This is a genomic window from Streptomyces sp. NPDC093586 (assembly GCF_044764905.1).
In the GTDB taxonomy this organism is placed as follows: domain Bacteria; phylum Actinomycetota; class Actinomycetes; order Streptomycetales; family Streptomycetaceae; genus Streptomyces.
The window spans coordinates 365,183-378,050 of record NZ_JBIWJA010000001.1 but is presented as its reverse complement, the minus strand read 5'-3'; the positions used below and the strand labels follow the sequence as shown (position 1 = coordinate 378,050).

Sequence of the window (12,868 nt, the reverse complement as noted above, 5' to 3'; positions counted from 1 at the left end):
TCTCACGCGTGCCCGGCGGGGCATGGCGTGCCACTCTACGGCGTCCGGCAGCCCTCCCCGTGGAGCACCCCCCAGCCCTGACAGACGCCGGTACGTCCCTGCGGGTTGCCCGCGCACGGCGTACGCGATGATGGAGGGGACTCCCTCCGACGCACCTCCCGGAAAGGCCCCTCCATGGCACCGCGCATCCTGCTGGCCCGGCACGGACAGACCGAGTGGTCGCTGTCCGGCAAGCACACCGGCAGGACCGATGTGCCGCTCCTGGAGGAGGGCCGGCGCGGCGCCAAGCTGCTCGGCGAGCGCCTGCACCGGGCGCCCCTGGACGGCCTGCCCGGCGTCGAGGTGCGCACCAGCCCCCTGTCCCGGGCCCACGAGACCTGCGAACTGGCCGGCTTCGGCGAGCGCGCCCGCACCTGGGACACGCTCATGGAGTGGGACTACGGGGCGTACGAGGGCATGACGCCGGCCGAGATCCAGGCGGTCCGGCCCGGCTGGCTGATCTGGCGGGACGGGGTCCCGCAGGGCGAGAGCCCGGCCGACGTCACCGCGCGCGCGGACGAGGTGGTCGCGTGGGCACGGGAGGCGGACCGCGACGTCCTGGTCTTCGCCCACGGCCACATCCTGCGCTCGGTCGGCGCCCGCTGGCTGGGCCTGCCGCTGGACTTCGCGGCCCGGATACGCCTCAACCCGACCTCCCTCTCCGTCCTCGGCTGGGCCTACGGCGAACCGGCCATCGAGAGCTGGAACGACCACGGCCACCTGACCGCGTAGTCCGGCGACCGGCCCGGAGGGAACGGTCACGCGCCGCGGGCGGCGTCACCCCTGCCGGGATCGCTCCTTCCGGGATCACCCCGGCCCTCGCCCGCCGGTTCCGTCCGGCGTACGTCCTGGTCGGCGGCCTGCTGCTGTCCCTGACCGGCTACGGCGCCATCGCCCTGTCGGAAGGCGTTCCGACCGCCTCGCCCGGCCTGACCGTGATCATGTTCGGCGTCGCCCCGATCAGTGTCCTCGGCACGGCCCCGGCCGTCGGCTCGGCACCGGAGCAGAAGGCGGGCGCCGCCGCCGCGACCGGCCAGACCGCCTACGTCCTCGGCCTCGCCCTCGGCATCGCCCTCACGGGCACGCTCGCGGCCGCCGTCTACCGAGGGGAGACGCCGGACAGCGCGCCCGCCGAGGCCAGGGACACCGTGGGCGCCGCGATCGCCGCCGCGGAACGCCTGCCGGACGGTGCCGCCCTGCTGGCCGCGGCGAAGGACGCCTTCACCACGGGGCTCCAGACGGCGGCCCTGGTGGCGGTACTGCTGCGCCACGTCCCGCCGATCGGCACGAGCACACCCACCGAGCCACGGCAGGAGCAGGGGCCGGGGACCCCGGCCCCGCAGCCGGCGACGTCGGCCCTCTGACACCGGGAACCGCACGGCACCGGTCACGGCGCGTCGTCGTGACCGGTGCCGTGCGGAGGTCACCCAGCCGGTTCGGCGGCAGGGGACGCGGTGGCGCGGCCGAAGTCGTGGGACAGCCAGTGTTCGAGGGACGGGCTCGGGAACTCGCGGGGCCGGTGGCCGCCCGGCTCCCGGGAGACGTCGGTGATCCGGTCGAGGCGGAACGTGCGCCAGTCCTCCCGGTCGACGTCGAACGCCACGAGGTACCAGTGGCCGGCGCGCAGGAAGTGACGGTACGGCTCGACCAGGCGGGTGGACGGCCGGCGGTGCCGATCGGTGTACCGGAACCGCAGCCTGCCCTCCTGGGCCACCGCGTCGGCGATCACCCCGACCGTCGCCGCCGAGATCGCGGCGTCGGGCTGCTGCAGCACCTCGGTCGCCAGGTCGGTGGCGGCCGCCCGGCTGCGCAGGGATCGGGGGAGGACCTGGTCGAGTTTGAGCAGGGCGCTCGCCGTGACCGTCTCCCCGGGGAGCCAGGCGTGGATCAGACGCAGCCCGGCCACCAGCGCGGTGATCTCGTCGGCGGTGAACAGCAGGGGCGGGATCCTGACCCCGGGGCGCAGCCGGTAGGCGCTGCCGGGTCCCGGACGCGCCTCGACGGTGTAGCCGAGCCGGCGCAGCCGCTGGACGTCGCGGCGCACGGTGCGGACGCTCGTACCGAGCCGTTCGGCCAGTTCGGCGGGGGTCCGCTCGCCTCCCGACTGCAGGAGAGCCAGCAGGTTCAGGGTCCTGGTCACCGGGTCGAGGTCCATGCCGGCAGTTTTCCAGGAGAGGAGGACGAGATCTGGCCGCCTCTGTTCCTAGCCTGCGGTTCCAGTCCGCGGTACCGGGCCGTGGTTTCCGGCCCGCGGTTCCCGGTCCGCGGCCGAGTCATCGAGCGAGAGGAAGAGATCGTGCGGATCGCTGTCACCACCCCGACCGGGAACGTCGGTCGGCACGTCGTCGCCATGCTGGTCCGGGCCGGGATCCGCCCGCGCGCCCTGCTGCGTGATCCCGCCCGGCTGGCCTCCCCCGTGCGGGACGAGGTGGACGCCGTACCGGTGGACCTGTACGACGCCGAAGCCGTGGCGGCCGCCACCGAGGGCGTCGACGCGCTCTTCTGGGTGGACCCGCCCGCCGTCGGCGAGGACCCCCTCGCCGACTACGCCCGTGCCACCGCCGCCGTGGTGCGTGCCGTCACCGGCAACGGGATCGGCCGCGTCGTCTTCCAGAGCAGCGTCGGCGCCGAGAAGCGGCACGGCGCCGGCGAGATCGACGGCCTGGCACACACCGAGACCGCTCTGGACGGTCTCGGTGTCGACGTCACCCACCTGCGCTGCGGCTACTTCTTCACCAATCTCGGGTACCAGCTCGACGCCCTGCGGGCCGGCACCCTCCAGGTGACCTACCCGCTCGACCATTCCATGCCCTGGGTGGCACCCCGCGACATCGCCGAGGTCGCCGTCGGCCGGCTCCTCTCCCCCGACTGGTCCGGACGCTGTGTGCAGGCGGTCCACGGGCCCGCCGACCTCACCTGGCGTCAGGTCGCCGACATCCTCACCGCCGCCACGGGCCGGAAGATCCACGTCGAACAGGTCCCCGACGACACCCTGCGCGCGCAGCTCCGCCTGGCCGGGATGCCCGACAAGCGGGTCGAGGCGATGCTGGGCATGGCGACCGGTCTGCGTGAGGACTTCGTGCCCGAACAGCGCCGCACGGTCCGGACCACCACCCCGACCACGCTCGCCGCCTGGGCCTACGACCACCTCCGGCACCAGCTCGCCGACGGGTCCTGAGTACGCCGGCGCACCCGGGCCGCCGGGATGCGCCGACGGCCGGGATGCGCCGACGGCCGGGCGCGTCGGCGGCCGGGCGCGTCGGCGGCCGGGCGCGTCGGCGGCCGGGCGCGTCGGCGGCCGGATGCGCCCACCCCCGCGCCTGGGTGCCCGGCAGACCCGGCCGGTCCGACCGGCCGACGACCGTCGGCCCGGTCAGGCCGTCCGGGGCAGTGACGCGTGCCGCTCCAGGAACGCCGACACCCCCGACGCCCGCCGGTGCGGCAGCAGCACCCGCGCCGTTCCCGCCAGCATCGTGCGGATCCGCGACGACTGGACCTCGCCCAGCAGATCCAGCACCCGCATCCCCGCCCCGGCCGCCTCGTCGGGCCGCCCGCCCCGCGCCAGGTCGTCCGCCAGTTCCGCCGAGTACAGCGCGAGGTTCCGCGTGAAGTGCGGGTTCTGCAGTTCGGCCGCCCGGCGCGCGTGTCCGGCCGCCCGGGTCCAGTCGCCGAGCGTGGACCAGCACTGCGCCTCCAGCCCCTCCAGCTCGGCCTCCCCGTAGAAGCTCATCCACTCGGGGTCGGCGTCCGAGGGGCCCCGCTCGAAGAGGATCTGCGCACGGGTCAGCGCCTGCTCGCAGCCGACGCGGTCCGCGAGCCCCGCCCAGCCGCCCGCCTCGCGCAGCGCGAGCAGGGACATCAGCCGCGGTGATCCCAGCGGCCGGGCGGCGCGCTGCGCGGCCTGGGCCGCCCGTACCGCCTCGCGCGGCCGGCCGGCGTCCCGGGCCAGGAACGCCGTGTTGCAGAAGGCGTGCGCCTCCAGACCCGGGTCGTCGGTCATCCGGGCGGTGGCGAGGGCCTCGGCGTAGTGGGAGCGCGCGTCGTCGAAGCGGCCCGAGTCGTGGGCCAGCCAGCCCACGGAGATGGCCAGTTCCCCGGCGCCCGCATAGAGCCGGTCCGCCGTCGTCTGCCGGGTCGCGCCGGCGTCCAGCAGCGCGTACGCGGCGCGCAGCGGGGCCGCCGCGCGCCGGTAGAGGCCGTCGGCGCCGTGCCGGTCGTCGAGCAACCGGATCCGGCGGACGGCCTCTTCGAGGGCTCCCGCGTCGCTCGTCCCGGCCCGGCGCACGGCACGCGGCGTCGCCTTGGCGTCGGTGGCGAACCCCAGGGGGCCCAGCGAGACGGCGGCCGCGGTGACGCCGCTCGTCATGAATGCGCGACGCAGCACGTCGCTCTCCTCGTTGTTGTCGTGCGTGTCGTACGGGCTGTGCGTGTCATACGGCTCGCCCGCCCCACCTGTCTCACTCGTGGCGCTCGGCGGCCGGTCGAGGCGCGCCGGGAGCGCGTCCCCGTCCGTGCGCGCCCGGCGTCCGCGTACGGACGAGCGGGGCGCGAATCCCAGATCCGTGAGCGAGCGGCCGGGGAACATGTGCAGGAACACCCGCTCGTACGCGTAGTTGGGGCAGCGGATCTCGCCCGCCTCCACGCGGCCGATGTAGCGCGCGTCACAGCTGACCCGCTCGCCGATCTCGCGCGCGGCACGGCGCACCGCCGCGGCGAACTCGGCCGGCGAGCGCTGTCCGCGCAGGCGCCGGAAGGCGAGGTTCGGCCGCGGTGGCCGATCGGGCTGGGCGGAGGTCACCGTTGACGACGCCATGGCCGGGTCCTCTCGTGCGAACCGTCGAACCACGCCGGAAAAGGTGTGAGTTGCGGGAATCATTCCGATCGCCACCCCGTTTCCGGCGAGCAAGAACGTACCGGCTGTGACGGATCCGCCACGCACTGTTCGGCTGTAAACCGGATATCTCACCCGCGATCTGCCATGAAGTGCCATCCTTTGTGGCGGACTTGTGCCGTAGCCGTTGACGGTCTGCCGCGTTGAATCCCGTGGACCGGGAGGCCCCCCGACTCCCGACCGACTCGTCCAAGAGGAGTTCCGTGGTGGAGGCCGGGATGAAGACCAGCCGGAGCAGTGACCTCGCAGGCGTCTGCGACACGGGCGGCGACGGCGGCGGCTGTGACGTCGTCACCGTGCCGGCGCGGCAGGGCCTGGAGGCCGTCGACATTCTCAGACGGGGAGCCGGGGACGCGGTGGGGCGCGTGCTCCACGACCACGGCTGCGACACCCTCGGCTTCCTGGTGCCCCCGGGGACGGCCGCCGCCTGGGACGTGCCGGGCAGCACCTGCACGGAGACGGACGGCCGGGGCACGAAGCTCGACCCGGTCCCCGAGCCGCCGGTGGAGGGCTCGGACTGGCTGCTGCCGCCCGGTGACGCGGACCTCGCGACCGACCCCGCCGTCCTGCGGGCCGCGCTGGGGGAGGCGGCCCGGCTGATCGAGGCCGCGGACAGCTGCCGCTGAGCACCGGGGCGTCGCGCGCGTCCTGGCCGCGGACGGACGTTCCGCCCGGTCGGGAGCGGATCGATGCCCCGTCCGCCCCACCCGATCGCACCGTCCGCCTGCGCACGCGGGCCGTGCGGACCGCACCGCCGGGCGCGTCGGCGCCGGGGGCGTTCGATAATGGTCCGATGGGAAAGTCCAGGAACGCCCGCCGCGGGCGCGCTGCCGTGGAAGCCGTCGTCGAGGACGTCGACGGCGGGGTCGCCGAACTGATACCCGACCGCGAGCGGCCGCGGGCCTGGACGCTGCTGATCGACGGCGCCCCGCAGTCGCACGTCGACCTGGACGACCCGGCGTACCTGTCGTTCGAGTACCAGCGCCGCATCGGACACGTCATCGACCTGGCCGCCCCGCCCGGGAAGCCCGTCCGCGCCGTGCACCTCGGCGGCGGCGCCCTCACCCTCGCCCGCTACGTCGCCGCCACCCGCCCCCGCTCCACCCAGCAGGTCGTCGAACGGGACGCCGCCCTGGTCCGACTGGTCCGGCGCGAACTCCCCCCGGACCCCGGCGCCCGGATCCGGATCCGGACCGCCGACGCCCGCGCCGGGCTCGCCAAGGTGCCCGACGGCTGGGCGGACCTGGTCGTCGCGGACGTGTTCGGCGGCGCTCGCACCCCGGCGCACCTGACGTCCACCGAGTTCCTCGACGAGGTGCGGCGCGCGCTCGCGCCCGGCGGCATCTACACCGCCAACCTCGCCGACGGCCCGCCGCTCGCCCACCTGCGCGGCCAGATCGCCACCGCCGCCGCCCGCTTCCCCGAACTCGCCCTGATCGCCGACCCCGCCGTGCTGCGCGGCAGACGCTTCGGCAACGCCGTCCTCGCCGCCGGCGACCGTCCGCTGCCGATCGCCGAGCTCACCCGCCGCGCCGCCTCCGACCCGCACTCCGCGCGCGTGGAGCACGGCAGGGCCCTGACCGACTTCACCGGAGGCGTCCAGCCCGTGACGGACGCGGCGGCGGTCGCCTCACCGGCACCGCCGGCCTCGGTCTTCCGGTGACCCGGCGGCCGGCTCAGTACCTGCCGATCTCCACCCGCGGCGGGCCGTCGTGCCAGGTACAGAACACCGACACCCGGTCCGGGCCGGAGGTGAACTCCACCCGGATCCACGTCCGCGTCTTCCACACCTGCATCGACCAGCCCGCATCCGGGGTCGCCGACACCAGCGACGCGGACGACGTCCCGAGGTCGAACACCGCGCGTCCCCCGTCGGTCTCGTAGCTCCGGATCCGGCCCGAGGCCGGGGAGGAGAGGACCGAGGGGGCGGGGGTGACGGCCGGCGCGGTCCGCGAGGGCGCCGGACCCGGCTCGCGGGGCGTCCGGCCCGGTGTCGCCGACGGGCCGCCGGACCGGCTTCCCGACGGACTGCCCGACGGCGCAGGGCGCTCGGTGGACGACGCCGACGGTCCGGACCCGTGTGAACCCCGCACGGCCGCGTCGGCCGCCGTGACGGGCAGGACGCGGGGCGCGTCGTAGGCCGTGCCCGCCATCACCGTGTGCACGCCCCACCACGACAGCGTGACCGCCGCGCCGGTGGCGAGCAGCCAGGCCAGTACGTGTACGAGTCCTCTGCGCATCGCGGCCATACTGCCCCACCGGTCACACGCGTGTCGCCCGAACGGGGCGGCCCCGGGGTCGTCCACAGCCGCGCCCGGGCCCCGGCCGGAGTTGTCCACAGCCCCCCACGGGCTCTTCCGCATGGCGTACGGTGCCGCCCATGGCACGTGTGCTCGTGGTCGAGGACGACCAGTTCGTACGCTCGGCGCTCATCCGGCACCTGACCGACGCCTCGCACCTCGTGCGCAGCGTCGGTACGGCGCTGGAGGCGCTGCGGGAGGTCGCGCACCTCCCGTTCGACGTGGTGATCCTCGACCTCGGCCTGCCCGACCTCGACGGCTCCGAGGCGCTGAAGATGCTGCGCGGCATCACCGACGTCCCCGTCATCGTGGCCACCGCCCGGGACGACGAGGCGGAGATCGTCCGCCTGTTGAACGCGGGCGCGGACGACTACCTCACCAAGCCGTTCTCGGTCGAGCACCTGTCCGCCCGCATGGCCGCCGTCCTGCGCCGCGCCCGCACCGGCGGCGGGGAGGCACCGGCGCCCACCGTCCTCAGGGTCGGCGGCCTGACCGTCGACCCGCTGCGCCGCCATGCCGAACTGGACGGCACACGGCTCGACCTGACCCGGCGTGAGTTCGACCTGCTCGCCTTCCTCGCCGGCCGTCCCGGAGTGGTCGTCCCCCGCAAAGAACTGCTCGCCGAGGTCTGGCAGCAGTCCTACGGCGACGACCAGACCATCGACGTCCATCTCTCCTGGCTGCGCCGCAAGCTGGGCGAGACCGCGGCCCGGCCCCGCTATCTGCACACCCTGCGCGGCGTCGGCGTGAAGCTGGAGCCGCCGGTCGCGGAGTCCTCCCCGGGCGCACCCTGAACAGGAGTACGGGGCGCGGTCCCCCCGTCGGACACCGCGCCCCGTACCTCCCCGCTCCCCCTCGGGCGAGGTCTACCCGGCGGACTCCACCGGCGGCAGCGTCCCCGTGCGGGCCGCCCGCGCGTACCAGTGGGCGCTCGCCTTGGGGGTGCGCTCCTGGGAGGCGTAGTCGACGTAGACCGCGCCGAACCGCTTCTCGTAGCCGTAGGCCCACTCGAAGTTGTCCAGCAGGGACCACAGGTAGTAGCCGCGCACGTCCGCGCCGTCGGCGATGGCCCGGTGGACCGCCCTGAGGTGGCCGTCCAGGAAGGCGACCCGCTCGGGGTCGTGGACCGTGCCGTCCGCGTCGGGCTTGTCGTCGTAGGCGGCGCCGTTCTCGCTGATGTACAGCGGCAGGCCGGGGGCCTCCCGGTGGTAGCGCATGATCAGCTCGTGCAGGCCGGTCGGGTCGACGCTCCAGCCCATCGCCGTGTGCTCGCCCGGCGGCTGGTGGAACGCCACGTCGTCCGTGGCTGGCCACGGCGAGTGGTCGCTCTCGCCGTGCCCGTCGGCGCCCGGGACGCGCGCGTCCGCGTCGGCCGCCGACACCACGGTGGGCGTGTAGTAGTTGAGGCAGATCGCGTCCAGCGGCTGGCGGATCAGCCCCAGGTCGCCGTCCTGGACGTGCGACCAGTCGGTGACCGACGCCGTCGCCTCGAGCAGGGTCTGCGGGTAGGCGCCGTGCAGGATCGGGCCGTGGAAGATCCCGCCGGACAGGTCGTCGATCTTCCGCGCCGCCGCCAGGTCCGCGGGTCGCTGCGACAGCGGCCGGACGACCGAGGTGTTGAGGCTGATCGCCACCGAGTTGCCGGCCGGCGTCACCGAACGCAGGGCCACCGTGCCCAGGCCGTGTGCCAGGTTCAGGTGGTGGGCGGCGCGCAGCGCGGCCGCCGGGTCGGTACGGCCGGGCGCGTGCACCCCGGAGGCGTACCCCAGGAAGGCCGCGCACCAGGGCTCGTTGAGCGTGATCCACTGCTCGACGCGGTCGCCGAGCGCCTCGCCGACGATCTGCGCGTACTCGGCGAACCGGTACGCCGTGTCCCGCGCCGGCCAGCCGCCCGCGTCCTCCAGCTCCTGCGGCAGGTCCCAGTGGTAGAGCGTGACGGCCGGCTTGATCCCGGCGGCCAGCAGCTCGTCGACCAGCCGGCGGTAGAAGTCCAGGCCGCGCCGGTCGGCGGGGCCGCGGCCGGTCGGCTGCACCCGCGGCCACGAGACGGAGAAGCGGTAGGCGCCCAGACCCAGCTCCGCCATCAGCGCCACGTCGTCGCGGTAGCGGTGGTAGTGGTCGACGGCGATGTCGCCGGTGTCACCACCGGCCGTCTTCCCCGGCGTATGGCTGAAGGTGTCCCAGATCGAGGGGGTGCGGCCGTCCTCCCGCACCGCGCCCTCGATCTGGTAGGCCGAGGTCGCGGCGCCCCAGAGGAAGGCGGGGGGGAAGGAGACGCGTGTCGGTTCTGGCATGGAAACGCTCCCACGGGGTCGGGGGTCCCCATTATGCATGGGAGCGCTCCCATGGCAAAGCCCCTGCCCACCGGCCGACTTCGGCGGAACCTGACGCCCCGTCCCGCGCCCGGCCAGGTGCCCGGCCCCGTCGCGCCGGGCGTCGCTCAGGCCGACTCCCGCACCACCAGCCGCGTCGGCAGGACCACTCCGCGGTGCCCGGAGCCGCGGTCGGCGATCTCGTCCAGCAGCAGCCTCGCCATGGTGCGGCCCATCTCCTCCAGCGGCTGCCGGACACTGGTCAGCGGCGGATCGACGTGCCGGGCCACGATGGAGTCGTCGAAACCGACGACGGCCACGTCGCCGGGCACCCGCCGGCCCGCGGCGCGCAGCTCCAGCACGGCGCCGGAGGCCATCACGTCCGAGGCGGCGAAGACCGCGTCCAGGTCCGGGCGGCGGCGCAGCAGCTCCCGCATGGCCGCGCGTCCGCCCTCCTCGGTGAAGTCGCCGTTCGCGACCAGGTCCCCGGTGACGGCGGCACCGGCGTCCCGCAGCGCCTCGCGGTAACCGTCGAGCCGTTCCCGCGCCGCCTCCATGTCGAGGGGCCCGGTGATGGTGCCGACGGCCCGGCGGCCGCTCGCCAGCAGATGCCGGACCGCGCCCCGGGCCCCGCCGCGGTTGTCCGGACGGACGTGCCCCAGCGGCTCCCGGTCGCTGCGCCGGCCGGCCAGCACGGTCGGGATGGCGAGCGCCTCCAGCTGGTCGGGCAGCGTGTCGTCGCTGTGCACCGCCACCATCAGCACCCCGTCCACGCGCTGTCCGGACAGGTACGGGGCGAGCCGCGCGTACTCCTTCTCGTCGTGGACCATGACCAGCAGCATGCGCATCCCCGCGCCCGCGAGCCCGGCGGACACGCCCCGGATGATCCCGGAGAAGTACGGCTCGGAGAACAGCCGGCTCTGCGCCTCGGGGACCACCAGGGCCACCGAGTCGGTGCGGCGGGTGACGAGGGAACGGGCGGCCGGGTCGGGGACGTAGCCGAGTTCGGCGATCGCCCGCTCCACGGCCGCGCGGGAACGGTCGCTGACCTTCGGGGAACCGTTGATGACCCGGGAGACCGTGCCGCGGCCCACGCCGGCGCGCGCGGCCACCGCGTTCAGGGTCGGACGCCGGACGTCCGCGGCGGCGGGCGGCTGTTCGGCAGGGCTCATCGTTCACCTTCCGGCGTTCGGTGGGGGACCGGCCTCATTCTGGCCCAGAAAGCCCCGCCCCCGTCCGCGCGGCCCCCTCCCGAGCCCCGGACGGCCATCAACTCCCCGCTGAGCTGCGGGAATTCTGCTCCACCGGACCGATGCCCGGGCGTAACACGGCCCGCGGCGCGACACATTCCCGTGACGCGCGGAACACGCTTGCGCAACAACGCCGTTTTCAAGTCTTGACACCTGGGCCCGGCAGCAACGAGTCTTCGGGGCAAGCCGCGTGGGAGCGGTCCCACGGAGTTCCGGGGCCGGCTTCCGTATGGCACGAAGCACCATCGGCCCTTCCCTCCACCTCGCATGGCACACCGTTGACCAGCATCTTCGCACCGCGCGCCGCGTTGCTCTGGGCTGGCCGCTGCTCGAACCGAGAGGGCAGGTCGGGACCGTCGAACCCGGCGGTCTGATTCCTGAGGTCCCCGTTCCCACTGGAACAAGGAGTAGTGGAATGCGCATCACCCGAACCGGCGGCGTCCGCGGCCGCGGAGCAGCGGCCCTGACCACGTCGGTCCTGACGGCCTCGGCCCTGCTGCTGACCGGTTGCAGCGACAGCGACTCGGACGCCTCGGGCTCCGACGGGAAGATCGTCCTCAAGGTGACCGACTACGGGCAGTTCGGCTACAAGGAAGCGGGCCTGTTCGAGAAGTACCAGCAGCTCCACCCGAACATCGAGGTGAAGGAGGAGACCACCGCCGACGAGCAGGACTACTACCCGAAGCTCCTTCAGCAGCTGAACTCGGGCAGTGGCCTGGGAGACGTCGTCGGCGTCGAAGTGGCCCGCATCAAGGAGGTCGTGGACACCCGGGCGGACAAGTTCACCGATCTCAAGGGCAGCATCGACACCGGTCAGTGGGTCGACTGGAAGGCCAAGCAGGCCACCACCAAGGACGGCAAGGTCATCGGCGCCGGCACCGACATCGGCCCGATCTCCCTCTGCTACCGCAGGGACCTGTTCGAGAAGGCGGGCCTGCCGACCGACCGCGAGAAGGTCGCCGAGGCGATCGCGGGCGGCTGGGAGGACTACCTCAAGCTCGGTGAGCAGTACAAGGAGAAGGCGCCCAAGGGCACCTACTTCATGGACTCCGCCAGCGCCATGTTCAACGGTGTCGTCAGCTCCTCCGAGAGCCAGTACTACGACGCCGACGGCAAGCCGATCTACAAGGACAGCCCCTCGGTGCAGAAGGGCTGGAACCTCGCCGCCGACGCCGCGGCCAAGAAACTGAGCCAGGGCACGCCGCAGTTCCAGGACCCCTGGAAGTCGGCGCTGCGCAACGGCACCGTGGCCACCGTCGTGTGCCCGGCCTGGATGGCGCTGCAGATCCAGAACTACTCCGGCAACGACTTCGCGGGCAAGTGGGACATCTCGCGCGCGCCCGGCGCGACCGCGGCCAACTGGGGCGGCTCCTTCCTGACCGTGCCCAAGAGCGGCAAGCACGTCAAGGAGGCCACCGAGCTGGTCAAGTGGCTGACCGCGCCCGAGCAGCAGGCCGCCGTGTTCAAGGCCGCCGGACTCTTCCCGTCCAACAAGGTCGCCTACGACCTCCCGGACGTGAAGAACGGCAAGCTGGAGTACTTCAACAACGCCCCCGTCGGCCAGATCTACGCCGAGGAGGCCAAGACCATCCCGGTGGCCGTGCTCGGCCCGAAGGACGGTGCGATCAAGGACACGATCTCCCGCGAGATCAACAACATGGAGCAGCGGGGGACCAAGCCCGACAAGGCCTGGGACGCGGCGACCGAGGCCATCGACAAGGCCATCGGCTGACCCGCGCACGGGGCGGGCGGTCCCACCAGCCGCCCCGCACCGCCCGCCCCGTGCGCACCGGGGGGCCGTGAGAGAACGACGGCCCCCCGCCCGCGGGCGCGGGGGCGTCCGCAGCAGACCCGGCCGTCCGCGTCGGGTCTGCTGCGCGGCGTCGGGACAGCGCCCTCGCCGTATCCGCCCGGCCCGGCCCGCGTGCGGTCGCACCGCACCGCCCGAGCGGCCCGCACTCCCGTACCTCCGCACCGCACACACCGCCCGCACCTCCGCACCGCACGTGCCGCCGGCCGCCGTACCCACCGCAGACCGCCGCCCGGGCCGCCCGGCGGCGTGCCGCAACCGCGCGG

12 protein-coding genes are annotated in these 12,868 nt (G+C 74.2%); 7 read left to right on the top strand and 5 right to left on the bottom strand.

Features of this window, described 5'->3' with window-relative positions:
* Positions 1-174: 174 nt before the first annotated feature.
* Entirely contained in the window at positions 175-771 is a 597-nt protein-coding gene (locus tag ACIRFH_RS01705) for a histidine phosphatase family protein (protein ID WP_403516561.1), read from the top strand.
* Between the two features lie 209 nt (positions 772-980).
* The gene (locus ACIRFH_RS01700) at positions 981-1,403 is read left to right on the top strand and encodes a hypothetical protein (protein ID WP_403516560.1); all 423 of its coding nucleotides are present in this window, start codon (positions 981-983) and stop codon (positions 1,401-1,403) included.
* 59 nt (positions 1,404-1,462) lie between these two features.
* Here ACIRFH_RS01700 and ACIRFH_RS01695 read toward each other — a convergent pair whose 3' ends face one another.
* Positions 1,463-2,194 (bottom strand): helix-turn-helix transcriptional regulator, encoded by a 732-nt coding sequence (locus ACIRFH_RS01695; RefSeq protein ID WP_403516559.1) that lies wholly within the window; start codon positions 2,192-2,194, stop codon positions 1,463-1,465.
* A gap of 141 nt (positions 2,195-2,335) precedes the next feature.
* Between ACIRFH_RS01695 and ACIRFH_RS01690 the strand changes: the two genes are divergently transcribed.
* On the top strand, positions 2,336-3,217 hold the full coding sequence (locus ACIRFH_RS01690) for an NAD(P)H-binding protein (protein ID WP_403516558.1): 882 nt from the start codon (positions 2,336-2,338) through the stop codon (positions 3,215-3,217).
* Between the two features lie 195 nt (positions 3,218-3,412).
* Here the strand turns inward: ACIRFH_RS01690 and ACIRFH_RS01685 are convergent, their stop codons facing one another.
* Complete coding sequence (locus ACIRFH_RS01685; protein ID WP_403516557.1) at positions 3,413-4,852, bottom strand: hypothetical protein; 1,440 nt, start codon at positions 4,850-4,852, stop codon at positions 3,413-3,415.
* 281 nt (positions 4,853-5,133) lie between these two features.
* Here ACIRFH_RS01685 and ACIRFH_RS01680 point away from each other — a divergent pair, with 281 nt between their 5' ends.
* Together ACIRFH_RS01680 and ACIRFH_RS01675 are read left to right on the top strand one after the other, a co-directional pair.
* Positions 5,134-5,556, top strand: coding sequence for a hypothetical protein (locus ACIRFH_RS01680; RefSeq protein ID WP_403516556.1), 423 nt, complete (start codon positions 5,134-5,136; stop codon positions 5,554-5,556).
* Positions 5,557-5,723: 167 nt separating this feature from the next.
* Positions 5,724-6,593, top strand: a complete 870-nt coding sequence (locus tag ACIRFH_RS01675) for a spermidine synthase (protein ID WP_403516555.1) — start codon at positions 5,724-5,726, stop codon at positions 6,591-6,593.
* A gap of 13 nt (positions 6,594-6,606) precedes the next feature.
* On the opposite strand, the gene ACIRFH_RS01670 is transcribed toward ACIRFH_RS01675, so the two are convergent.
* Positions 6,607-7,170: a hypothetical protein gene (locus ACIRFH_RS01670; protein WP_403516554.1), complete on the bottom strand. Its 564-nt coding sequence runs from the start codon at positions 7,168-7,170 to the stop codon at positions 6,607-6,609.
* A 140-nt stretch (positions 7,171-7,310) separates the two neighbouring features.
* On the opposite strand from ACIRFH_RS01670, the gene ACIRFH_RS01665 reads away from it, so the two are divergent.
* Entirely contained in the window at positions 7,311-8,024 is a 714-nt protein-coding gene (locus ACIRFH_RS01665) for a response regulator transcription factor (protein ID WP_403516553.1), read from the top strand.
* 72 nt (positions 8,025-8,096) lie between these two features.
* On the opposite strand, the gene ACIRFH_RS01660 is transcribed toward ACIRFH_RS01665, so the two are convergent.
* Both ACIRFH_RS01660 and ACIRFH_RS01655 read right to left on the bottom strand, forming a co-directional pair.
* The gene (locus tag ACIRFH_RS01660) at positions 8,097-9,524 is read right to left on the bottom strand and encodes a GH1 family beta-glucosidase (protein WP_403516552.1); all 1,428 of its coding nucleotides are present in this window, start codon (positions 9,522-9,524) and stop codon (positions 8,097-8,099) included.
* Positions 9,525-9,670: 146 nt separating this feature from the next.
* A complete protein-coding gene (locus tag ACIRFH_RS01655) occupies positions 9,671-10,714 on the bottom strand; it encodes a LacI family DNA-binding transcriptional regulator (RefSeq protein WP_403516551.1) in 1,044 nt (347 codons plus the stop codon).
* Between the two features lie 493 nt (positions 10,715-11,207).
* Between ACIRFH_RS01655 and ACIRFH_RS01650 the strand changes: the two genes are divergently transcribed.
* Positions 11,208-12,524 (top strand): extracellular solute-binding protein, encoded by a 1,317-nt coding sequence (locus tag ACIRFH_RS01650; protein WP_403516550.1) that lies wholly within the window; start codon positions 11,208-11,210, stop codon positions 12,522-12,524.
* Positions 12,525-12,868 lie beyond the last annotated feature (344 nt).